General features: G+C 63.5%; 19 protein-coding genes. 7 read left to right on the top strand and 12 right to left on the bottom strand.

The window, feature by feature from the left end; translation table 11 throughout:
- Positions 1-276 precede the first annotated feature (276 nt).
- Entirely contained in the window at positions 277-2856 is a 2580-nt protein-coding gene (gene clpB, locus VNC39_RS15160; protein ID WP_325400486.1) for an ATP-dependent chaperone ClpB, read from the bottom strand.
- A 113-nt stretch (positions 2857-2969) separates the two neighbouring features.
- Here clpB and VNC39_RS15155 point away from each other — a divergent pair, with 113 nt between their 5' ends.
- Positions 2970-3740, top strand: a complete 771-nt coding sequence (locus tag VNC39_RS15155; RefSeq protein ID WP_325400488.1) for an MOSC domain-containing protein — start codon at positions 2970-2972, stop codon at positions 3738-3740.
- 122 nt (positions 3741-3862) lie between these two features.
- Here the strand turns inward: VNC39_RS15155 and VNC39_RS15150 are convergent, their stop codons facing one another.
- The 6 genes from VNC39_RS15150 to VNC39_RS15125 all read right to left on the bottom strand — a co-directional run bounded on the left by VNC39_RS15150 (position 3863) and on the right by VNC39_RS15125 (position 8058).
- The gene (locus VNC39_RS15150; RefSeq protein ID WP_325400485.1) at positions 3863-5092 is read right to left on the bottom strand and encodes an AmpG family muropeptide MFS transporter; all 1230 of its coding nucleotides are present in this window, start codon (positions 5090-5092) and stop codon (positions 3863-3865) included.
- A gap of 4 nt (positions 5093-5096) precedes the next feature.
- A complete protein-coding gene (locus tag VNC39_RS15145) occupies positions 5097-5597 on the bottom strand; it encodes a DUF3617 domain-containing protein (protein WP_325400484.1) in 501 nt (166 codons plus the stop codon).
- A 177-nt stretch (positions 5598-5774) separates the two neighbouring features.
- Positions 5775-6032 (bottom strand): cell division topological specificity factor MinE, encoded by a 258-nt coding sequence (gene minE / locus VNC39_RS15140; protein ID WP_325400483.1) that lies wholly within the window; start codon positions 6030-6032, stop codon positions 5775-5777.
- A complete protein-coding gene (minD, locus tag VNC39_RS15135) occupies positions 6029-6847 on the bottom strand; it encodes a septum site-determining protein MinD (RefSeq protein WP_325400482.1) in 819 nt (272 codons plus the stop codon). Before minD ends, minE begins: the two co-directional genes overlap by 4 nt.
- Positions 6848-6882: 35 nt before the next feature.
- Positions 6883-7581: a septum site-determining protein MinC gene (gene minC / locus VNC39_RS15130; protein WP_325400481.1), complete on the bottom strand. Its 699-nt coding sequence runs from the start codon at positions 7579-7581 to the stop codon at positions 6883-6885.
- 219 nt (positions 7582-7800) lie between these two features.
- Positions 7801-8058, bottom strand: coding sequence for a hypothetical protein (locus tag VNC39_RS15125; protein ID WP_325400480.1), 258 nt, complete (start codon positions 8056-8058; stop codon positions 7801-7803).
- An 837-nt stretch (positions 8059-8895) separates the two neighbouring features.
- Here VNC39_RS15125 and VNC39_RS15120 point away from each other — a divergent pair.
- Together VNC39_RS15120 and VNC39_RS15115 are read left to right on the top strand one after the other, a co-directional pair.
- Positions 8896-10518 (top strand): GMC family oxidoreductase, encoded by a 1623-nt coding sequence (locus VNC39_RS15120; RefSeq protein ID WP_325400479.1) that lies wholly within the window; start codon positions 8896-8898, stop codon positions 10516-10518.
- 171 nt (positions 10519-10689) lie between these two features.
- Positions 10690-11430 (top strand): SDR family NAD(P)-dependent oxidoreductase, encoded by a 741-nt coding sequence (locus VNC39_RS15115; RefSeq protein WP_325400478.1) that lies wholly within the window; start codon positions 10690-10692, stop codon positions 11428-11430.
- Positions 11431-11584: 154 nt separating this feature from the next.
- On the opposite strand, the gene bfr is transcribed toward VNC39_RS15115, so the two are convergent.
- The gene (gene bfr, locus VNC39_RS15110; RefSeq protein WP_325400477.1) at positions 11585-12067 is read right to left on the bottom strand and encodes a bacterioferritin; all 483 of its coding nucleotides are present in this window, start codon (positions 12065-12067) and stop codon (positions 11585-11587) included.
- A 178-nt stretch (positions 12068-12245) separates the two neighbouring features.
- The gene (locus VNC39_RS15105) at positions 12246-12869 is read right to left on the bottom strand and encodes a glutathione S-transferase family protein (protein ID WP_325400476.1); all 624 of its coding nucleotides are present in this window, start codon (positions 12867-12869) and stop codon (positions 12246-12248) included.
- Positions 12870-13108: 239 nt separating this feature from the next.
- Between VNC39_RS15105 and VNC39_RS15100 the strand changes: the two genes are divergently transcribed.
- Entirely contained in the window at positions 13109-14044 is a 936-nt protein-coding gene (locus VNC39_RS15100; RefSeq protein WP_325400475.1) for an MYG1 family protein, read from the top strand.
- A gap of 140 nt (positions 14045-14184) precedes the next feature.
- Here the strand turns inward: VNC39_RS15100 and VNC39_RS15095 are convergent, their stop codons facing one another.
- The gene (locus tag VNC39_RS15095; protein ID WP_325400474.1) at positions 14185-16491 is read right to left on the bottom strand and encodes an adenosylcobalamin-dependent ribonucleoside-diphosphate reductase; all 2307 of its coding nucleotides are present in this window, start codon (positions 16489-16491) and stop codon (positions 14185-14187) included.
- Between the two features lie 321 nt (positions 16492-16812).
- Between VNC39_RS15095 and VNC39_RS15090 the strand changes: the two genes are divergently transcribed.
- The gene (locus tag VNC39_RS15090; RefSeq protein WP_325400473.1) at positions 16813-17439 is read left to right on the top strand and encodes a DapH/DapD/GlmU-related protein; all 627 of its coding nucleotides are present in this window, start codon (positions 16813-16815) and stop codon (positions 17437-17439) included.
- A 200-nt stretch (positions 17440-17639) separates the two neighbouring features.
- Here the strand turns inward: VNC39_RS15090 and VNC39_RS15085 are convergent, their stop codons facing one another.
- Positions 17640-17942 (bottom strand): putative quinol monooxygenase, encoded by a 303-nt coding sequence (locus tag VNC39_RS15085; protein WP_325400472.1) that lies wholly within the window; start codon positions 17940-17942, stop codon positions 17640-17642.
- Between the two features lie 161 nt (positions 17943-18103).
- Here VNC39_RS15085 and phnX point away from each other — a divergent pair, with 161 nt between their 5' ends.
- Positions 18104-18925: a phosphonoacetaldehyde hydrolase gene (phnX, locus tag VNC39_RS15080; RefSeq protein WP_325400471.1), complete on the top strand. Its 822-nt coding sequence runs from the start codon at positions 18104-18106 to the stop codon at positions 18923-18925.
- A 155-nt stretch (positions 18926-19080) separates the two neighbouring features.
- Entirely contained in the window at positions 19081-20472 is a 1392-nt protein-coding gene (locus VNC39_RS15075) for a tetratricopeptide repeat protein (protein ID WP_325400470.1), read from the top strand.
- A 147-nt stretch (positions 20473-20619) separates the two neighbouring features.
- Here VNC39_RS15075 and cobU read toward each other — a convergent pair whose 3' ends face one another.
- The gene (gene cobU / locus VNC39_RS15070) at positions 20620-21135 is read right to left on the bottom strand and encodes a bifunctional adenosylcobinamide kinase/adenosylcobinamide-phosphate guanylyltransferase (RefSeq protein ID WP_325400469.1); all 516 of its coding nucleotides are present in this window, start codon (positions 21133-21135) and stop codon (positions 20620-20622) included.
- Between the last annotated feature and the right edge of the window lie 15 nt (positions 21136-21150).

Below are 21150 nucleotides of genomic sequence, written 5' to 3'. Positions count from 1 at the left end.
CAGCCTATTCAATTGTCAAACATCAAAACAACCAGCACCAGCCAATTAAAACGGCACCGTCTCCGGTGCCAACCAGCCAAACGCCAATCGCGTGGAGCGCCTTCTACTCGCCACCCACCTCCACTGTCAACACAACGTCATGGAGGAAAAAGATCTCGTTTTTCGTTAGAAACTCAGGCGCAAACTACCAATCAACCTGGAAGACGGATTTTTCTTCACCGGCAAGCCGGCCATGCATCCATAGCATGACCAGCTGCCGATATCCGCTACAAACGCTTACGCCGCCTCGGCCAAATGCCCGCCGATCACCAGGCCGGCATCGGAGGCCGTCACCTGCACGGTGTCGCCATCCTTGACCGTCCCCTCCAGAATAAGCCCGGCCAACGGGTTTTGCAGGTTCCGCTGGATGACGCGCTTCAGCGGCCGCGCCCCATAGACCGGGTCATACCCCGCCTCCGCCAACCAGGCCCGGGCGCCCTCATCCAAGGCAATGCGGATGTGCCGGTCGGCCAGCAGATGCTCCAGATGCCTTAACTGGATCGACACGATCGTCGCCATGTCGGCCCGCTGCAGGCGGCGGAACAGCACGATTTCATCCAGCCGGTTGAGGAATTCCGGCCGGAAATGCTCGCGCACCCGCGCCATCACCGCCGCCTCGGCCATGCGAACATCCTCGCCCTCGGCCTGCGCGGCGAGAATGTCGCTGCCCAGATTCGAGGTCAGCACGATGATCGTGTTGCGGAAATCCACCGTCCGCCCCTGCCCGTCGGTCAGCCGTCCGTCATCGAGTACCTGCAGCAGAATGTTGAAGACATCCTCGTGCGCCTTCTCGACCTCGTCGAACAAAATCACCTGATAAGGCCGGCGGCGCACGGCCTCGGTCAGCACGCCGCCCTCGTCATAGCCCACATAACCCGGCGGTGCGCCGATCAGGCGGGAGACGGCGTGCTTTTCCATGAACTCGCTCATGTCGATGCGCAACATCGCCCGCTCATCGTCGAACAGGAATTCCGCCAGCGCCTTGGTAAGCTCGGTCTTGCCCACGCCGGTCGGGCCTAGGAACAAGAAACTGCCGATCGGCCGGCTCGGGTCGTGCAACCCGGCCCGCGCCCGCCGCACGGCGTTAGAAACGGCCAGCAACGCCGCCTCCTGCCCCACCACGCGCTGCCGCAGATTATCCTCCATATGCAGCAGCTTGGCGCGCTCGCCCTCGAGCATCTTTTCCACCGGCACGCCGGTCCAGCGCGAGACGATGGACGCGATGCTTTCCTCCGTCACCGCGTCATCGACCATGCGCTCATCGCTGTGCGCGGCGAGCTTCTTCTCCAGCTCAGGAACTTTGCCGTAGAGCAGTTCCGAAGCGCGGGCGAGATCTCCCTTGCGCTGCGCCAGCTCCACATCGTTGCGCGCCTGGTCCAGCTGCTCTTTCAGCCTCTGCGTCTCGTTCAGCTGGTCCTTCTCCGCACGCCATTTCGTGGTCAGCGTGTTGGATTTCTCCTCCAGCGCCGCCAGCTCCTGCTCGAGCTTGCCCAGCCGCTCGGCGGAGGCCGAATCATCTTCCTTGCGCAGCGCCTCGCGCTCGATCTTCATCTGGATCAGCCGGCGGTCCAGCTCGTCGAGCTCTTCCGGCTTGCTGTCCACCTGCATGCGCAGGCGCGATGCCGCCTCATCCACCAAATCGATCGCCTTGTCGGGCAAGAACCGGTCGGTGATGTAGCGGTTCGACAAAGTCGCGGCCGCAACCAACGCGGCGTCAGTGATCCTGACGCCATGATGCAGCTCGTATTTTTCCTTGATGCCGCGCAGAATCGAAATCGTGTCCGCGACGCTCGGCTCGGACACATAAACCGGCTGGAAGCGCCGCGCCAAAGCCGCGTCCTTTTCCACGTGCTTGCGATACTCGTCCAGCGTGGTGGCGCCGACGCAATGCAGCGCGCCGCGCGCCAGCTCCGGCTTCAGCAGATTGGACGCATCCATCGCTCCATCCGCCTTGCCGGCGCCGATCAGCGTGTGCATCTCATCGATGAACAGGATCACTTCGCCCTCCGCGCTCTCGATCTCCTTGAGCACGGCTTTCAGCCGCTCCTCGAACTCGCCGCGGAATTTGGCGCCGGCCACCAGCGCGCCGAGGTCGAGGGCCAAAACCCGCTTGTTCTTCAGCGATTCCGGCACGTCGCCATTGGCGATGCGCAGCGCCAGCCCTTCGACGATCGCGGTCTTGCCTACGCCGGGCTCACCGATCAGCACCGGATTGTTCTTGGTCCGCCGCGCCAGTACCTGGATGGTGCGGCGGATCTCCTCATCGCGGCCAATCACCGGGTCGAGCTTCTGGTCGCGGGCCAGCTGCGTCACATCGCGCGCGTATTTTTTCAGCGCGTCGAATTGCTGCTCCGCGGTGGCACTGTCCACCTTGCGACCCTTGCGCAGCTCATTCACCGCGAGTTCGAGCGCCTTGGGCGTGGCCCCGGCGCTCTTCAGCGCCCGTCCGGCCGGCGTGTCGCTGGCCGCGAGCGCCACCAACAGCCGGTCCTGCGCCACATATTCATCGCCCGCCTTGGCCGCGCCCTGCTGGGCAGCGTCGAGCACCCGCACCAGATCCGGCGTGATCATCGGTTGGCCGGCCCCCGCCCCCTGCACTTTGGGAATGCGCGCCACCGCCGCATCCACCGCCATCTTCACCCCGGCCGGGTCGCCACCGGCCATGCGGATCAAGCCGCTGGCAGCACCCTCCTCATCGTCCAGAAACGCTTTCAGCAGATGTTCCGGCGTGATTTGCTGATTATATTCGCGCACCGCAATCGTCTGCGCCGCCTGCACGAAACCGCGGGCCCGTTCCGTAAATTTTTCAAAATCCATGTCTGGTTCCTTTTTTCAGGCAACCGCCCCGACCACCCCTCATGAGGCAGCGACCGAGACTTGCCAACCTGATATGGGTAAGGCCATGATTTGCCTCAAGAGGTTTGGATTTGATGCACATAGAGTCGCTTTATCGCTATCCCGTCAAAGGCCTATCCCCGGAGACGCTGAATGGCGCCCACCTTGCCCCAGGACGCTGCTTGCCCTGGGACCGTGCTTTTGCGTTGGCGCAGGGCGACGCCGCCTTCGACCCGGAAAATCCAGCCTGGGTGCAGAAATCGCACTTCATGTGCCTGGCGCGCAACGCCAAAATCGCCAACCTCAAGAGTTGCTTCGATGATGCGGCCAGACGCCTCGTCGTGACCGCACCGGAAGGGCAGAGGCTTGAAGCCGATCCCTTCACCCCGGCCGGCCAGGACGCGCTGACCGCTTTCCTGACACGCTATCTGGGCGCGGAAGCGCGCTACGGCGCCAACGGCAAGGCCCCGCGCTTTCACCATTTCCCGAATCACAGTTTCTGCGACCACAAGACACAGGTGATCAGCCTCATCGGCCGCGGCTCGCTCGCCGCCTTGGAGGCCGCCGCCGGCGCAACCAGGGACAAAAGACGGTTCCGCGCGAACATCTATATCGAAAATATCGAACCCTGGGCCGAATTCGCCTGGATGGGCCGGCATATCCGCGTCGGCGAGACAGTGCTGGAAGTCCAGGAACCGATCGACCGCTGTGCTGCCACGTCGGTGAATCCCGACACGGCGGAGCGCGACGCCAACCCGGTCAAAGAGCTGCAACAGCATTTCGGCCATATCGAGCTCGGCGTGTTCGCCGCGGTGGTGCAGGGCGGCGAGATCAGGCCGGGGGATGAGATCGCCCTGCTGGGTTAGGAGGGAAGAAGGAAGCGCTACTTTTTGTGAACAAAAAGTAGCAAAAAACTTTGCTAACTTTGGGCCGTGCTGGTTTCAACGCCACCGGCCCAGCGTAAACAAAAGTTTTTGCGCCGCTTTTTTCAAAAAGCGGCCACCTTCCTTTCTACCGGCGGATAGAATTTCAAGATCACCAGCATCAGCGCCATCGCCGGCAGGGCTGCGAAGCTGGTGGCGATGAAGAACGGGATAAAGCCCAAGGACGCGGCCAGCACGCCGGACAGGCCGCCGATCGTGTGCAAGGCCAATGGCGACAGCGAGGAAAGCAGCGCGTATTGCGTCGCCGTATATTCCGGATTGCACAGGCCGGAGAGGTAGGTCAGGAACCCGGCGTAAGCGAGCGCGCCGGCAAAGGACTCCACGACCGAGGTGGCCACCAGCATGCCGGGATGGCCCGGGAACAGCCCGAGCGCCGGGTACATCAGCAACGCCACGGTCTGAAATATGGACGTGACCAGCAGGGCTCGGCCCACGCCCAGCCGCGCCACCAAGACCCCGCCCAAAGCCGCACCGGCCAGCGCCGCCGCCAAGGAGACCGGACCGTTCGCCACCGCGATCGCCGCCCGGTTGAAGCCGAGCGACGTGTAATACGGGGCGAGCATGCCACCCGCCAAAGCCTCGCCGAGGCGGAACGCGACGATGAAGGCGATCACCACCAGTGCGCCACGCCGCGCCAGGAATTCCGCGAATGGTATCCGCACCGAAGCAGCGAACCGCGCGGCGAATCCGGCCGGCCCGCTCTGCCGCGTCACATCCGGCTCGGGCGCCAACATCGTCGCCAACGGGCCGATCAGCGCCAGCCCCGCCACCAGCAGCAGCGCCTCGTTCCAGCCGGTGTGCGCCGAAAGGGCGATGACGCCCGCGCCCGAGACCAGCAACGCCACACGATAACCCCACACATAAGCGGCCAGCGCCGCGCCCTGCTGGCGTGGCGCGAAGCTCTCGATCCGCCAGGCATCGATCAGAATGTCCTGGCTGGCGGAGACGAACGCCACCGCCGCACCGAACCCCAGCGTCAACCCGACATGTGCCGCCGGGTTAGAGAGCGCCAACGCTGCGATACAGGCCACCAGCAGCCCCTGCACGATCAGCAGCCAGCCGCGCCGCCGCCCGAGCCATGGCGGCGGCAGCTCGTCGAACACCGGTGCCCATAAAAATTTCAGCGTGTAGGCGAGGCCGATATTCGCCGTCAGCCCGATCACCCCCAGCGCCAGATGCGCCGAGGTCAGCCACATCGACAATGTGAAACCTGACAGCGCCAGGGGCAGACCGGAGGCAAAGCCCAGCGCCGTCATCAGCCCGAGTTTCTTCATCCCGCTACTGATTGGCCCGATCGTTGACGTTATCGGCCTTACTGAAGGCGCCATCGACGATGCTGCCTTCATCGCCCGGCATCATGCCCGGCAGGCAGTCACCCTGCCATTGCAGCTGCGCGGCGATCGATACCGGGCCGGAGGGCAGAAGCAGCCGCGCCTGCAGCTGCACGCTCCGGGCATTTTCATAGAACAGGGTTTCATGGATCGTCACTTTCTGCCCCAGTTCACTGCAGGCGCCGTTGATGGCGTAATGCTGCGCGGTACCGGAAATGCTTAAGCGCGTGCAGCTGCTCTCGCCGCTGATGAAGAATTTGGTGTCATTCTCCGCATCGACACAGGTGACGGTGACGACATTGTCGGCATTGGGCAAAATCCGCCCATCCGGGCCGCGCACGGTGGAAACGCTCTGCCACAATCCCGGAGCGCGCGCCGGCAAGGTCGCCGCATTGGCCGCTTGCGCCAGGAACAATCCGGCCACCCCCAGCCAGGCCTTGCTCCACATCTTTGCTCCTCCTGGCATAAGAAAGCGGCCGCTTTTTGAAAAAAGCGGCGCAAAAACTTCTTCTATGCTGGGCCATGGGCGTGGTCGGAGACAATGCCCACGGCCCAGCATAACAGAGTTTTTTTGCTTCTTTTTGTTCACAAAAAGAAGCCTTCCCTTGCCATCACCGCCACGCGCTCAATTCCGCGCGACATTCTCCGGCATTTCGATGTCGATCTCCAGAGTCGACACCTGGCTGCCGCGGTCCAGCTTCACATTCACCTTGTCGCGGTCGATCTGGATATGCTTGGCGATCACGGCGAGGATTTCCTCCTGCAACACCGCCGCCAAATCGGCGCGGCCGTTGAGCACGCGTTCATGCGCCAACAGAACTTGCAGGCGCTCGCGCGCCACCGGCGCCGAACGCTTCCGCGTGAAAAGGTCGAAAATGCTCATGCCACCGCCTTTCTGCCGAAGATCCGGCTCATCAGACCGCGGCGCTCGACCGGCGTGGTAACTTCAATCTTCTCACCCAGCAGGCGGCGTGCCGATTCGATATAAGCACGGGCCGGAGCCGACTCCGGATCGTTCAGCGTCACCGGGCAGCCCACGTTCGACGCGGTGAGGACCTCAGCACTTTCCGGCACGATGCCGAGCAGCGGGATGGCGAGAATTTCCAGCACATCCTCGACCTTCAGCATCTCGCCGCGCGCGGCGCGGGCCGGGTCGAAGCGGGTGAGCAGCAAATGCTTCTCGAGCTTCGCGCCGTTCTCGGCCTGCAGCGTCCGGGAATCCAGCATGCCGATGATGCGGTCGGAGTCGCGCACCGAGGAGACTTCCGGGTTGGTGACAACCACCGCCACATCGGCGAAGCGCATGGCCATCATCGCGCCCTTCTCGATTCCCGCCGGGCTGTCGCAGATGATCCAGTCGAATTTCTCGCGCAATTCGGCGATGATCCGCCCCACGCCCTCTTCCGTCAGCGCATCCTTGTCGCGGGTCTGAGAGGCGGGCAACATCGAGAGCGTCTCGACCCGCTTGTCGCGAATCAGCGCCTGGGCCAGCTTGGCATCGCCCTGCACCACATTCACCAGGTCGAACACCACGCGCCGCTCGGCACCCATGACGAGGTCGAGATTACGCAGACCGACGTCGAAATCGATGATCACCACATTTTGCCCGGCCTTCGCCAGCGCCGTGCCCAGCGCGGCTGAGCTCGTGGTTTTGCCAACGCCCCCTTTGCCGGATGTCACCACCAATACTTTAGACATACCATCTCCTCTTCCCGCATGATGTACGGCGCGCCCTATTCGAGGGACGAAATATTCAGACGATCGGTATCGAGCTGGATCTGCACCGCGCAGCCATGGCGCTCGTCGCCCCAATGCTCGGCCATATCATAAATGCCGTCGATGGCGACCAGCTCGGCCATCAGCTTCCGGCAGAAAATCCGTGCCGCCCCGCCGGTGCGAATCCCGGCGATCGCGCGCCCCCGCAAAGCCCCGTAGACATGAATCGAGCCCCCGGCAATCAATTCCGCGCCGGAGGACACCGAGCCGACGACGATGATGTCCCCGTCTTCGAACACGATGGACTGGCCGGAACGCACCGCGCGATCGATCAGGAGCGAGGCCGGCCGCGCGGCTTGCGGTTCGGCCGCAACGGAAGCGGCGGCCGGTTCCGGTTCAGCCGCGCCCGGCACGGTGATTTCGCGGTCCGCCATCGCCTGGGCCCGCATCTCGCGGCCCTGCGACAATTTCGGCAAATGCGCCCACCCGGTCCCGGACAGAAGCGCGGGATCGACCCCCTCGAGCCCGACGATCCTGAGATCCCGTGCGGCCAGCGCATCGAGCACTTGGCCCAGGTTGCGACGCCCATCATCGACCGCCGCCAGGTTGGCGATGATCGGCCGGTCCGCGAAAAATCCGGCGGAGCGGCTCATATGCGCGTCCAATGCCGCAAGCCAGGGTTCGAGCGGCGCCTCGGGGGCGACGATCAAAGCCATGAAACTGCGGCCCCGAATCAGAATTTTGGGCAGTTTTAGGGTTTCGGTCGACACTTGCGTGGCCTAGCTGGAGCGCCTCCGCAGTGTCAATGACTATCGCGCACGGTTTGCAGCACTTTGCGTTTCCGGCCTTTGTCCGGATCCGGCAGCATTCCTGCAAATGCATGAAATCGCTCAGCAAAAAACCCTGCTGGCGCCTGCCTTGTTGCCACCGGCGCGTTAGCCGCGCGGCGGCGACTCAATCTCGATCGTCGCGCTCATGCCGGCCACCGGCTGGATTCCCGGCGGCAAATGGTCGAGTCGGATCTGCACCGGCACACGCTGCGCCAGCCGCGCCCAGGTGAAAATCGGGTTCACCGCGACGAGTCCCCACGGGTTGGGCTCGTCAGGCACGCTGATCGCCCGCGCGATGCCCGCCACATGGCCACTGAGCCCTTGGGTGCAACCCAGCAGCCTGGCCTTGGTCGAGTCGCCCACATGGATCGCGCGCAGGCTCGTCTCCCTGAAAGAGCCGTCGACCCCGCCGAGCGACGGCAGCAGCAGGAACGTGGCGGCGCCGGCCCCACCTGGTCCCCCGCTGAAGACCCAGCGCCTGCCCGCCGTAAGGCCAGGCGGTGAGCGGCCATATCAGCTCCAACGCCCCCAGGGGGGCCGAACACCCGCAAGCTGCTGACGAAACAGGGGAGCAGATCGGGAACCCGCAAATGCACCCGCCCCGGACCCGGGCGCGGCTGGCGCGGCGCCCCCAGCAAGGTGATGCCATCAAGGCCCGGTCCAGCCCCAGAAGCGCCCTGGCACCCACCAGGCAGCATCGCTGCCGATCATGCGGACGGAACTCCACAACCTCACGCCAAATAGAAAAGCAGGCGAGCCAAGCCTAACGCCGCGCGGCAAGCGAAGCGCGATGGTCACGGCGCCGCGCCGTGCGGCGGCATCGGCCCGGTCATTTCCGGTCCGGGCTCAAGCTCCAGGGCCGAAATTTCTCCATGCAACCGGCTCGCCCGATACAGAAGCCGGCAAGCCCCCGGCCGGCGTGCCCCCGCTTGTGAAAGACAAAGAATTTCCCTCGATCAATCGAGGATCTAAAAAATGCCGGAAAAACCGGCGCGGCATGAAAACCTCTCAACGCCGGACGCCCGCATGCATAAGACCGCGCGCGGCGCCATCGCCCCGCTCCCGCCTGCCGCATCGGCGCCCTCTGTAAATTTGTACTGCCGTCGAGCGGAGGCTATCGCCCGCCTTTTTCTGCCATTAAGGTCGGGCCACCCAAGTCCGCGGCAAGCGGAGCTGAAAGAAGAAACAGGAGGATCATACATGCCCGGAAAAGGGCCTGAGCCCAATGCTGTTTTCGACTATATCATCGTCGGCGCCGGTTCGGCCGGCTGCGTGCTCGCCAACCGGCTAACGGAATCGGGGCGGTATCGCGTGCTTCTGCTCGAAGCCGGCGGTGCCGACCGCAACCCGTGGATCCACATCCCCATCGGCTACGGAAAACTGTTCAAGGACCGGCGTGTCAATTGGATGTACGAGACCGAACCCGAGCCGGAGCTGAATCACCGCCGCATTTTCCAACCACGCGGCAAGGTTCTGGGGGGATCGAGCTCGATCAACGGCCTGATTTATCTGCGCGGGCAGCGGCAGGATTGGGATCTTTGGCGGCAACTCGGCAATCCCGGCTGGTCATTCGACGATGTTCTGCCTTATTTCAAGAAATCCGAAAATCACGTTCGGGGCGCCGACGCGTTTCACGGCACCGGCGGTGGTCTCGCAGTCTCATATCCGCACCGTCATACCCTGTGCGACGCGTTCATTCGCGCCGGCGTCGAGACGGGCCTGACGCAGCGTGAGGAATTCAATGCCGGCGAGCAGGAGGGCGTCGGTTATTTCCCGATGACGATGCGCAACGGCCGCCGCTGCAGCGCCGCCGTCGCGTTCCTGCGTCCCGCCATGAAGCGTCCGAACCTGACAATCGTCACCAACGCCCTGGCGCGAAAAATTCTGTTCGAAGGCAAGCGCGCGGTCGGCGTACAGTTCGGCCATGCCGGGCAGATCACCGAGGCCCGTGCCGCCCGCGAAGTGATTCTCTCCGGCGGCGCCATCAACTCGCCGCAGCTTCTGCAACTCTCCGGCTGGGGGCCTGCCGACCTGCTGCAACAACACGGCATTCCCGTGATCGAGGACGCCCCCAGCGTCGGTGGCAATTTGCAGGACCATCTGCAGGTGCGCATGGTGTTCAAATGCCGCCAGAAAATCACCGTGAACGACGAGTATCATCATCTCGGCCGACGCGTCGCCGCCGGGCTAGATTATTTTCTGTACCGGCGCGGCGCGCTGACCACCGCCGCCGGCTATGCCACCGCCTTTTTCAAAACAGACCCACGTTATGAAACGCCCGATTGCGAGGTTCATTTCATTCCTTTCAGCACCGACAAGATGGGCGACGCGCTGCACCGCTTCTCCGGTTTCACCGCGTCGGTCTGCCAGCTGCGCCCCGAAAGTCGCGGCCAGATCCGCATCAAAAGCGCCGACCCCACAATGCCTCCCGAAATCCGCGTGAACTACCTGTCCACGGAGACCGACCGGCGCGTCAACGTGGCCGCACTGCGCATCTTGCGCCGCATCGTGCACGCGCCCGCCATGGCCGATTACCTGCTGACGGAATACGAACCCGGAACCGATATCGAAGGCGATGACGATTTGCTTGCCTATTGCCGCGCCCGCGGCACCACCATCTACCATCCCGTCGGCACCTGCGCGATGGGCCCCCACTCTGGCGCCGTCGTGTCACCGGAGCTGAAACTGCACGGCGCTGAGTCCTTGCGCGTCGTCGATGGTTCCATCATGCCGCGTTTAATCTCCGCCAACACCAACGCCTCGATCATCATGATCGGGGAGAAAGCGGCGGATATGATTCTCAACGAGGCGCGTACGCGCTGAAAGGAAGAAAGGCTTCTTTTTGTGAACAAAAAGAAGCAAAAAAACTTTGTTATACTGGGCCCGTGCCGCTCGAGCGCCTCAGGCCCAGCATAAACAAAAAGTTTTTGCGCCGCTTTTTTCAAAAAGCGTCTGCTTACTTAACTTATAACAAAACAAGGAACGAAAACGATCATGGACGCAACGAGATTTCAGGGGCGCACCGCGATTGTCACCGGCGGCGCGTCGGGTATCGGGCGCGGGATCGCCGAACGGCTGCTGGCCGAAGGCGCGCGCGTCAGCCTGTGGGACGCGGATCCCGCCGTGGCGAAGGTCGCGGCGGAGATCAAAGCCCAGCATTATGCGCAACTCGACGTGACCGATCCCGCTTCGGTGACCGAAGTCGCTTCTGTCACCGCGGAGGCACTGGGCGGCATCGCCATTCTCGTCGCCAGCGCCGGCATCACCGGCCCCAACGTGCCGGGTGAGGAATATCCAGTCGAGGCCTGGAAACAGGTGATCGATATCAATCTGAACGGGGTTTATTACTGCAACCGCGCCGTCATTGCGCATATGCGGCGCGGCGGATATGGCCGCATCGTCAACATCGCTTCCATCGCCGGCAAGGAAGGCAATCCCAACGCCTCCGCTTACAGCGCGTCCAAGGCCGCGGTGATCGGACTCACCAAATCCCTCGGCAAGGAGCTGGCGGAAACGGAAATCCGCGTGAACTGCATCACGCCGGCCGCCATCGCCACGCCGATGTTCTCGCAGATGACCGAAACGCACATCGCCTTCATGCTGTCGAAAATTCCCATGAAGCGCTTCGGCCTGGTGCCCGAGATCGCCGCCCTCGTAACCTGGCTGTGCAGCGAGGAATGTTCCTTCTCCACCGGAGCGGTGTTCGACATTTCCGGCGGCCGGGCTACCTATTGACGATTAAAAAGGAAGGGAAGGCTACTTTTTGTGAACAAAAAGTAGCAAAAAAATTTTTGTTACTTTGTGCCCGTGCGGTTTCAACGCCTCAGGCCCAAGTTAGAAAAAGTTTTTTGCGCCGCTTTTTTTCAAAAAAGCGGCCTCTTGCTTTTGCTTAGTTTTTTTCCGGCTTGCCGATATGGTGCTGCGTATAGAGCTCGGCGCCGATCCGGCCGATCAGGTCGAGCTGCGTCTCCAGCAAATCGATGTGGTGTTCTTCGTCCTGGATGAGGCTTTCGAACAGATCGCGCGTCGCGAAATCCTGGACCGAATGGCAATGATGTGCGGCCTCCGTGTAGAGGTTCCGGGCGAGAATTTCGAGCTGCAGATCGTTTTCGATGACGTCCTTGGGGTTTTTTCCGATATGCAAGGCATCGAGCGTCTGCATGTTCGGAAAACCTTCGAGGAAAATGATGCGGTCGATCAGCCGATCGGCATGGCGCATTTCCTCGATCGCTTCCTCGCGCCATTTCGCCGCCAGCTCATTGATGCCCCAATTGTCGAAAAGCCGGTAATGAAGCCAATATTGATTGACCGCCGTCAGTTCATGGCGCAGCGCGTCGTTGAGATATTCGATGACTTTCGTATCGCCCTTCATGAGGAAGTTCTCCTGAAACGCAAGTCTCGTTTCATGAAAACATGCCCCCCGGCCCGGGCCGCCGTCAAGCATTGTTTGGCGCGCCGCCGCGCTCGTGTTCCGCCGGAACCGGCAGGTTCCGGCGGAACAATTGTGGCGCCGGTGCGGGCGACCGCTTCAGGTTGAAGCGGCCGCGCGGTCAGGCCGCCTTGACGCTCGGGCGTTCGGCGACGCGGGCGCGCCAGGCTTTCAGATGTTTGAGATCCGCCGGAATTTCCAAACCGAGGAAATCGAACACAACCAGCCCCGCGAATGCGGTGATGTCGGCCATCGAGAAGAAGTCGCCCGCCAGATAAGGCTGCTTGGCCAGCACGCTGTCGAGATAGCGCGCCCCTTCGAGGGCGCGCTTGTACTGGTGCTGGCCCCACTCCTTGTTCTGGTAAACCTCGATATCCGGGCCCAGCCCCGGCGTGGCATGGTGGAAATAGGCGACGATGGCATCCAGCAGCCCGAACTCGGCGCGGCGCTGCATCATGTGCACGATCGCGCGTTCATGGTGGGTGCGGCCGGTCAGGGCCGGCTGGCCATCGAGATGGTCAAGGTACTCCGTGATCGCGGTGCATTCGGCGATGCAGGAGCCGTCATCAAGTTCCAGAACCGGAACGGCCGCGGTCGGGTTCTTCGCCAGGAACGCAGGCTGGCGATGCTCACCGCCGGGTACGTCAACCTGAACGAACGCGACCCGGTCCAGCATCCCTTTCTCGGCGAGCGCGATGCGCACGCGGGCGGGATTGGGGAATCCTTTGTACTCGTAAACCTTCATGAATGTTCCTGTTCGTGTGATCCGCTAACAGAGCCGGGCGCCGGTTGCCGGCGCGCTGTTCTGTGCCCTGCACATAAAGTGCATGCGGGAAGCTTCAAGCGGCGCCCCCCGGCGGACTAGCATTTTCCGTTTCGCGCTTGCGCCGGGCTTGGCCCCGCCGCTAAAGGAGCGCGACCTTTTCCGCCGGCGGGGATGGCCTTCATTCGCACGCCGGCAAAGCCATTTGGATCGGACTTTTCATGACGCCCAACCAAACGCCACCCATTTTCGTCACCCATAGCGGAAAATTCCATTGTGACGAGGTGCTCGCCTATGCCGTGCTGCGTCTGGCGCTGGGCCGCGACCATCGTCTGCGCCGCACCCGTAACGCCGACCTCATCGCCAGCGGGGATATCGTCTTCGATGTGGGCAGCGTGTTCGACCAGGGCACCAACCGCTTCGACCATCACCAGCCCGGCGCCCCAACGCGCCCGGACGGCACGCCCTTCTCATCCGCCGGGCTGATCTGGCAGGTTTTCGGCGCCCGCGCGGTGGCCGCGCTGCTGAGCGAAGCGGATGCCTCCCTCGCCGCGAAAATCGCCGCCGAGCTCGATAACGGTCTCGTCAAGCGCATCGACGAGATCGATAACGGCGTATCGGTCGACGGTCCGGTGCGGCACGATTCCCTGGCCCTCGCCGCCTTGATCGGCGATTTCAACCCGAGCTGGGACAGCGAGCACGCAAGCGGCCCGACCGCCGGCGATGCGGCCTTCCTCGAAGCGACGGATTTCGCGGAAGGCGTTCTGCGCCGCAAGGTCGACGCGTTGCGGGCGCGGCTGGTGGCGGAGGCGCAAGTGCTGGCCGCGCACCAGGCCGGCGCCGATCCGCGGATTCTCGTCCTACCGCGCGGCATGCCCTGGAAAAACGTGATTTTCTCCCACGAACTGCCGGTGCTGTTCGCGGTCTCCCCGGCCTCGAACGGCAACTGGATGGTCGACACCATGCCGCCGGAGCCGGGCTCGTTCGCGCAACGCCTGCCGCTGCCGGAAGCCTGGGCGGGGCTGCAGGCCGAAGCGCTCGCCGCCGCCAGCGGCGTGGCCGATGCGGTGTTCGTTCATGTCCGGCGTTTCGTCGGCGCGGCAAAGTCCCAGACGGGGGCCATCGCCCTGGCGCAGAAGGCCATCGAAGCGAAGTAAGAAAGTAGCCGCTTTTTGAAAAAAGCGGCGCAAAAACTTTCTTGAAACTGGGCCGGTGGCATTGAAGCGGCACGGGCCCAGATTAACAAAGTTTTTTTGCTACTTTTTGTTCACAAAAAGTAGCGCTTCCTTCCCTTCCCCTAGCTGCACTTCGACCAGCCGCAATGATGGCAGGTCAGGCAGGCGCCGTCCTTCGTCACGCCCGGCTGCGCGCAATCGGGGCAGAGCATGCCGAGCGCGCCGGCGGCCGGCGTGACGGGGCTGGCATGAACCTGATGCGGCGCCGGCCCTTCCACGACCAGGAATCCGGTTTCGATCATGTGCTGCTCGATGATGCCGCCGATGGCGGCAATCAGCGACGGCACATAGCGCCCGCCACTCCACTGCCCGCCGCGCGGATCGAAAATACCCTTCAGCTCTTCGGCGACGAACGCCACCTCACCGCCGCGGCGGAACACCGCCGAGATCATCCGGGTCAGCGCCACCACCCAGCTGAAATGCTCCATGTTGGCGGAGGAAATGAACACCTCGAACGGCCGCCGCTGTCCGGCTTCCTCGATGTCGTTGATGGTGATGTACAAAGCGTGCTTGGCGTCCATCCAGCGCAGCTTATAGGTGCTGCCGGTGAGCTTAGGCGGCCGCGGCATCGGGAAATGGTTCGGCTCCACCGGCACCACAGCGGCGGCGGCCACCGCCTCCGCGTCATTCGCCGGCTCCGGCGTCACCGAGAGAACCGAGCCGGTGATCGCATTCGGCCGGTAGGTGGTGCAGCCTTTGCAGCCTTGGGCGTAGGCTTCGAGATACACTTCCTTGAACTCCTCGAAGCTGATGTCCTCGGGCACGTTCACGGTCTTGGAAATCGCGCTGTCGACATGGCGCTGTAGCGCCGCCTGCATGCGGATATGCTCGGCCGGGGTCAGGGTCTGCGCGGTCACGAAAGTATCCGGCAACGGCGCATCGGCGCCGAATTTCCGGCGGTAGGCCCGCACCGCGAAATCCTCAACCAGTTCCTCGCGCTTCGAGCCGTCCGGCTCGGTCACTTTGCGGACGAAGCTGTGCGCGAACACCGGCTCCACGCCGGAAGAGACGTTATCGGCGAGCAGCGAAATCGTGCCGGTCGGCGCGATCGAGGTCAGCAACGCATTGCGGATGCCGTGCTTGCGGATCAGCCCGCGCACCTCTTCATCCATTTCGCTCACCGTCGCGCCGGCGAGATAGGGCTCGGCGTCGAAGAGCGGAAATGCGCCCTTCTCCGCGGCGATCCGCGCCGAGGCCACATAGGCCGCGCGATTCACCAGCCGCGCCCAGCGTTCCGACGTTTCCGCCGCTTCTTCCGAGCCGTAGCGCAGCCCCACCATCATCAGCGCGTCGGCCAGGCCCGTCAGGCCCAGGCCGATCCGGCGCTTGGCCATGGCTTCCTGGTGCTGCGCCTCGAGCGGGAAGCCGGAGGCGTCGATGGTGTTGTCCATCATGCGCACGGCCACGGCGACCAGCGACTCCAGCTCGGCTTCATCCAGATGCGCCGCTTCCGTGAACGGCTCGCGCACCAAGGTCGCCAGGTTGATCGAGCCCAGCAGGCAGGCGCCATAAGGCGGCAGCGGCTGTTCGGCGCAGGGATTGGTCGAGTGGATGGTCTCGCAGTAATAAAGGTTGTTGCGCTTATTGATGCGGTCGATGAACAGCACGCCCGGCTCGGCATAATCGTAGGTCGCGCGCATGATGCTGTCCCACAGCGCGCGGGCGCTCACCGTGCGGTACGTGACGCCGCCGAACACCAGGTCCCAGCCGTCATCGGCATCGACCGCCGCCATGAATGCGTCGGTCACCAGCACCGAGAGATTGAAGTTGCGCAGCCGGCCCGGCTCGCGCTTGGCGGCGATGAACGCCTCGATGTCCGGGTGGTCGCAGCGCATCGTCGCCATCATCGCGCCGCGCCGCGCCCCGGCGGACATAATGGTGCGGCACATCGCGTCCCACACATCCATGAAAGAAAGCGGGCCGGATGCGTCGGCGCTCACGCCTTTCACCACCGCGCCTTTCGGCCGGATGGTGGAGAAATCATAGCCGATGCCGCCGCCCTGCTGCATGGTCAGCGCGGCCTCGCGCAGATTCGCGAAAATCTGGCCGAGATCGTCCTCGATGTCGCCCATGACAAAGCAGTTGAACAGGGTAACGCGCCGCTCCGTGCCCGCACCCGCCAGGATTCGGCCGGCCGGCAGAAACTTGAAATCCTCCAGCGCGGCGTAAAACCGCTCTTCCCACAGAGCCGGCTGCGCCTCGACGGCGGCCAAAGCGCGCGCGGTGCGGCGCCAGCTATCCTCGACCGTCAGGTCGATCGGCGTGCCGTCGCTCTGCTTCAAGCGGTATTTGTCCGCCCAGATTTGCCGCGAGATCGAGGCAATCCGTTCATGGGCTGGAAGTCTCGGCCGTTCGGCAATCACGTTCATCGCTATCTATCCTGTTACTTGATCCGCGCACCTGACCTCATGAAGATCGAGCCTGCGGCATGGGAGGACAAGGGGCTTTCGATTCGTAATTTTATGCCGCGATATGATAAAATTTACAATATGTTGTGTTTGACTTCCTAACTTCCCACTAGATCGTGTCATTCCAGTGACAGGCTTGGCATGAAACATGCCGACCAGGCCTCCCACCGGTGTTTCACGGCATTCTCCCCCTGCCCTTGGCGTCCCCTTCACGCCGGCTTATGAGCCCGGCAAGGCCAGTGGCGCCTTGGGCGAAGCCGGCCGAACCGAAGGACGATCGTCATGGACCAAAAACGCCCCAAAATCGCCGAAACCATCATCGACCCCAGCGTTTCCCTGCGCGAGGCCGTGATCGGCCGGAATTGCGAGGTGCTGGAGCGCACCAGCATCGAATACGCAACTCTCGGCGATTTTTCCTACCTGGGCCCTGACTGCATGGTCGCCGACGCCGAAATCGGTAAATTCTGCGCCATCGCCGCCCGGGTGCGAATCGGCGCGCCCAACCACCCGACCGACCGGCCTTCGATGCACCGCTTCACCTATTGCCCGGATTATTACAGTTCGGCCCCCCGCGATAAAGAGTTTTTCGCCGCCCGCCGGGACGACCGCGTGCGCATCGGCCATGATGTGTGGATCGGCCATGCCGTGATCGTGCTGCCGGGCGTCACGGTGGGCGATGGCGCGGTGCTGGCGGCGGGCGCCGTCGTCGCCAAGGATGTGCCGCCTTACACCATCGTCGGCGGCGTGCCCGCCCGGCCGATCCGCGAGCGCTTCTCCCGCGACATCGCGGCAAAACTGGCGCAAATCGCCTGGTGGAACTGGCCGTTCGAAACGATCCTCGAACGCCTGACAGACTTCCAGTCGCCGGACATCGAGGCGTTCTGCGAACGCTGGGGCGGCGAGGCGTAGAGAAGAAGGCTACTTTTTGTGAACAAAAAGTAGCAAAAAAAACTTTGTTTACTTTGGGCCCGTGCGGTTTCGCCGCCCCAGCCCTCCGGGGCTATTCCAACGGTGCTACGCACCGCCGGAACCTTCAGCCCCTCCGCCCAGCGTAAACAAAAGTTTTTTGCGCCGCTTTTTTTCAAAAAAGCAGCTACTTTCTTTCTCCCTTACGCAGGCCGCAGCATATGCACCCGGCGCTCGGCGATCATATCGCTCACCGACGCCGCGTAGGCAGCCATATGCGGGGCTTTGGCATGCGCGCTCAGCGCCTCGGCGCTTTCCCATTTCTCGACGACCACGAACGTATCCGGCCCGAACGCCACCTGGCCGAGCCCTTCGGCATCGACCACCGGCCCATATTCGATGCATCCCGCTTCGGCATGCACGTTGGGGATGTTCTTGTGGAACGCGGCCAGCACTTCGGCGCGCTTTCCGGGTTTCGCGGTAATAAAGGCGAGCACGTGAATCATCGTTTTCAATCTCCCAGGATCGTCCCCAGCCTATTGCACCGCCCCGCGACCGACAACCGGCCGACGACTGGCCTAGGTGATCCGGCTTGCCTCGCGGCATGATCTGCGCTTTGAGACCGCCGCGCCTGGCGCCCGCCGGCGCGGCAGCAGAGGATTTGCACATGAGCGATCAATCCGCCCTGCAAGCGGTGATCTTCGACTGGGCCGGGACGATACTCGACCATGGCAGCCGCGCGCCGATGGGTGCGTTCGTCAAGGCGTTCGCCGCCTTCGGCGTCAACATCAGCATCGCCGATGCGCGCGGGCCGATGGGCATGGCCAAGCGCGATCACATCCGCATGGTCGGCCAGGCGCCCGCTGTTGCCGCTTCCTGGGAACAAAAATACGGCCGCCCCTTTGGCGAGGCGGATATCGACGCCTTGTTCGCAGCATTCGAACCGCTCAACGTCGCATCGGTCCGCGACCACGCGGATTTCATCCCCGGCGCGCTGGAAACCATCGCCCAGCTTAAAGCGCGGGGCCTGCGCATCGGCGCCACCACCGGCTACACGCGGCCGATCATGGAGGAACTGATGCCGCTTGCCGCCGCGCGCGGCTACACGCCCGAAATCACCGTCTGCGCGGGCGATCTGGCCGCCGGCCGGCCGAGCCCTCTGATGATGTGGCACGCGATGGCGCAAATGGGCATCTGGCCGGCACATACGGTGGTGAAGGTGGACGACACCCTGCCCGGCATCGGCGAGGGCGTCGCCGCCGGCACCTGGACGGTGGGCGTTACCCTCTCGGGCAACATGGTCGGCTTGTCGGCGGAAGAACTCGCCGCCCTGCCCGAGGCCGAACGCAGCCGGCTGCGCGCGCCGGCCGAAGCGGCCATGTATGCCGCCGGCGCCGACATCGTCATCGATTCGGTAGCCGACCTGCCCGGCGCAATCGAACGGATTTCCGCGTCCCTCAAAGCCGGCAAACGGCCGGGGTACAGATAGAAAGATAAGGCGCCGCTTTTTGAAAAAAGCGGCGCAAAAACTTTTGTTATGCTGGGCCGGCGGCGGTGAAACCGGCACGGCTCAAACTGACAAAGTTTTTTTGCTACTTTTTGTTCACAAAAAGTAGCCTTCCTTTCTTTCCGGAGCCGCTCGCCATGGACATACCGCCCGCCATTGCCGCACATCGCGCCGTGGTCATCGACTCGATGCTGCGCCGCGCGCGAGACTGCACCGCCAAAAGTGACGATGAGGCCGCGCAGCGCGTGTATCTCGACATATTGCGGCTCGATCCGGCACATCGCCTCGCCCTGAACGAACTCGGGCTGCTCGCCCTTAACAACGGCTACCGCGACGCGGCGAGAACGGTTTTCCAGCAAGCCGCCCACCACCATCCGGACGACCTCACCGCCAGTGTCACGCTCGGCAACATGGCGTTGGAGGATGGCGACCTGCCGGCCGCGCGCGGCCATTATCAGAGCGCGCTGGCGCAAGACGCTGGATGCGCCCCGGCCCACCAGGGCATGGCCCGCGTTTTGACCCTGCTGGGCGACGATGAAGCCGCGCGGCCGCATTGGGACCGGGGATTTTCCGGGCACGCCACCGTCCCCCGCCATTATCGCGGCATCGAACCGGGCCTCGAAATGCTGTTCCTGGCCGCTTCGCGCGGCGGCAATGTGCGGCTTCGCCCCTGGATGGATGACCGTATTTTCGCGGTCACCGTGATCTATGCGGATTATTTCGACATAACCCGGCCTTTGCCGCCGCACAGCCTGGTGGTGAACGCCATCGGCGACGCGGATTTGTGCCCGGAGGCGCTGGACCGGGCGCAGGCCATCGTCGCGCAGAGCCCGGCGCCGGTGATCAACCATCCCGCGCTTGTGCAGCAGACCGGGCGCATCGCCATATCGCGGCTCTGCGCCGGCATCGCCGGGCTCACCGCCCCGCGCATCGCGCTAACATCGCGTACGTCCCTTCTCACAACGCCGCCCAGCCAATACCCGCTGCTGCTGCGCGCGCCGGGTTTCCACACCGGCCAGCATTTCGTGCGGGTCGATGCGCCGGAAGATCTGGCCCGCGCGCTCGCTTTGCTGCCCGGCGATGCGCTGTTCACCATCGACTATCTCAATGCCGCCGGCCCTGACGGCATGGTCCGAAAATACCGCGTCATGTTCATCGACGGTGCGATCTATCCCTGGCATCTGGCGATCGGCGCCGATTGGAAACTCCATTATTACACCGCCACGATGGCCGACCATCCTGCCCACCGCGCGGAAGAACAACGGTTTCTCGACAACATGCCGGAAATTCTGGGCGGCCGCGCGATGGCGGCGCTGCGCGCCCTCCAGCGCGCTTTGGCGCTCGATTACGCCGGGGTCGATTTCGCGCTGGCGGCTGACGGGTCCGTGCTGCTGTTCGAAGCCAACGCCACCATGACCCTCAACGCCCCGCCGCCGGAACCGATCTGGGATTACCGCCGCCCCGCCGCCACCGCCGCGCAGCGGGCGGTGGGAAAGATGCTGCAGCGTAAGGCAAGCGACGGAAAGTGAAGAAAGGAAGCGCTACTTTTTGTGAACAAAAAGTAGCAAAAAAACTTTATGACTCTGGGCCTTGGGCGGTGTCGGCGACACAGCCCAAGGCCCGGCGTAAAAAGTTTTTTGCTTCTTTTTTCAAAAAAGAAGCGCTTCCTTCCTTGCTTACTTCACCATCAACGGCAGCCCCGCCACCATCAGCACCACGCGGTCGGCCTGTGCCGCCAGCATTCGGTGCAGGCGCCCGGCTTCGTCGCGGAACCGCCGCGCCAGGGCGTTCTCGGGCACGATGCCAAGCCCCACCTCGTTGGAGACCAGCCAGACCGGATTTTTCATCCCTTCCAGGGCAGCGAGCAAAGATTCCGTCTCCGGCACACAGTCCCGCTCGGCCAGCATCAGATTGCTCAGCCATAGCGTAAGGCAATCCACCACCACCACATCGTCCTCATGCAGACAGCCGAGCGCCTGCGGCAGGTCGAGCGGGGCCTCCACGGTCCGCCATGCCGCGCCGCGGTCGCGGCGGTGCTGCGCGATCCGCGCGCGCATCTCATCGTCGAACGCCTGGCCCGTCACGATCATCGCCAGACGCCCGCCCTGTGCCCCCGCCTGCGCCTCCGCCTGCGCCTGGGCAAAACCGCTTTTGCCCGAGCGCGCGCCGCCGAGCACGAGTGTCAGAGCCATGGGAACCTCCAGATT

The organism is Acidocella sp. (assembly GCF_035535915.1).
Classification (GTDB): domain Bacteria; phylum Pseudomonadota; class Alphaproteobacteria; order Acetobacterales; family Acetobacteraceae; genus Acidocella.
Note: the sequence above shows the minus strand (reverse complement) of the source record. Positions and strands in the feature narration are given on the sequence as shown.

What these genes read in the sequence shown, in the direction of transcription:
- VNC39_RS15095 (WP_325400474.1), bottom strand. Translation starts at nt 16,491, where the DNA reads ATGAACGTGATTGCCGAACGGCCGAGACTTCCAGCCCATGAACGGATT.
- bfr (WP_325400477.1), bottom strand. Translation starts at nt 12,067, where the DNA reads ATGAAGGGCGATACGAAAGTCATCGAATATCTCAACGACGCGCTGCGC.
- minC (WP_325400481.1), bottom strand. Translation starts at nt 7,581, where the DNA reads ATGGCTTTGATCGTCGCCCCCGAGGCGCCGCTCGAACCCTGGCTTGCG.
- VNC39_RS15145 (WP_325400484.1), bottom strand. Translation starts at nt 5,597, where the DNA reads ATGTGGAGCAAGGCCTGGCTGGGGGTGGCCGGATTGTTCCTGGCGCAA.
- cobU (WP_325400469.1), bottom strand. Translation starts at nt 21,135, where the DNA reads ATGGCTCTGACACTCGTGCTCGGCGGCGCGCGCTCGGGCAAAAGCGGT.
- VNC39_RS15100 (WP_325400475.1), top strand. Translation starts at nt 13,109, where the DNA reads ATGACGCCCAACCAAACGCCACCCATTTTCGTCACCCATAGCGGAAAA.
- VNC39_RS15090 (WP_325400473.1), top strand. Translation starts at nt 16,813, where the DNA reads ATGGACCAAAAACGCCCCAAAATCGCCGAAACCATCATCGACCCCAGC.
- VNC39_RS15115 (WP_325400478.1), top strand. Translation starts at nt 10,690, where the DNA reads ATGGACGCAACGAGATTTCAGGGGCGCACCGCGATTGTCACCGGCGGC.
- minD (WP_325400482.1), bottom strand. Translation starts at nt 6,847, where the DNA reads ATGTCTAAAGTATTGGTGGTGACATCCGGCAAAGGGGGCGTTGGCAAA.
- clpB (WP_325400486.1), bottom strand. Translation starts at nt 2,856, where the DNA reads ATGGATTTTGAAAAATTTACGGAACGGGCCCGCGGTTTCGTGCAGGCG.
- VNC39_RS15105 (WP_325400476.1), bottom strand. Translation starts at nt 12,869, where the DNA reads ATGAAGGTTTACGAGTACAAAGGATTCCCCAATCCCGCCCGCGTGCGC.
- phnX (WP_325400471.1), top strand. Translation starts at nt 18,104, where the DNA reads ATGAGCGATCAATCCGCCCTGCAAGCGGTGATCTTCGACTGGGCCGGG.
- VNC39_RS15155 (WP_325400488.1), top strand. Translation starts at nt 2,970, where the DNA reads ATGCACATAGAGTCGCTTTATCGCTATCCCGTCAAAGGCCTATCCCCG.
- minE (WP_325400483.1), bottom strand. Translation starts at nt 6,032, where the DNA reads ATGAGCATTTTCGACCTTTTCACGCGGAAGCGTTCGGCGCCGGTGGCG.
- VNC39_RS15120 (WP_325400479.1), top strand. Translation starts at nt 8,896, where the DNA reads ATGCCCGGAAAAGGGCCTGAGCCCAATGCTGTTTTCGACTATATCATC.
- VNC39_RS15085 (WP_325400472.1), bottom strand. Translation starts at nt 17,942, where the DNA reads ATGATTCACGTGCTCGCCTTTATTACCGCGAAACCCGGAAAGCGCGCC.
- VNC39_RS15150 (WP_325400485.1), bottom strand. Translation starts at nt 5,092, where the DNA reads ATGAAGAAACTCGGGCTGATGACGGCGCTGGGCTTTGCCTCCGGTCTG.
- VNC39_RS15075 (WP_325400470.1), top strand. Translation starts at nt 19,081, where the DNA reads ATGGACATACCGCCCGCCATTGCCGCACATCGCGCCGTGGTCATCGAC.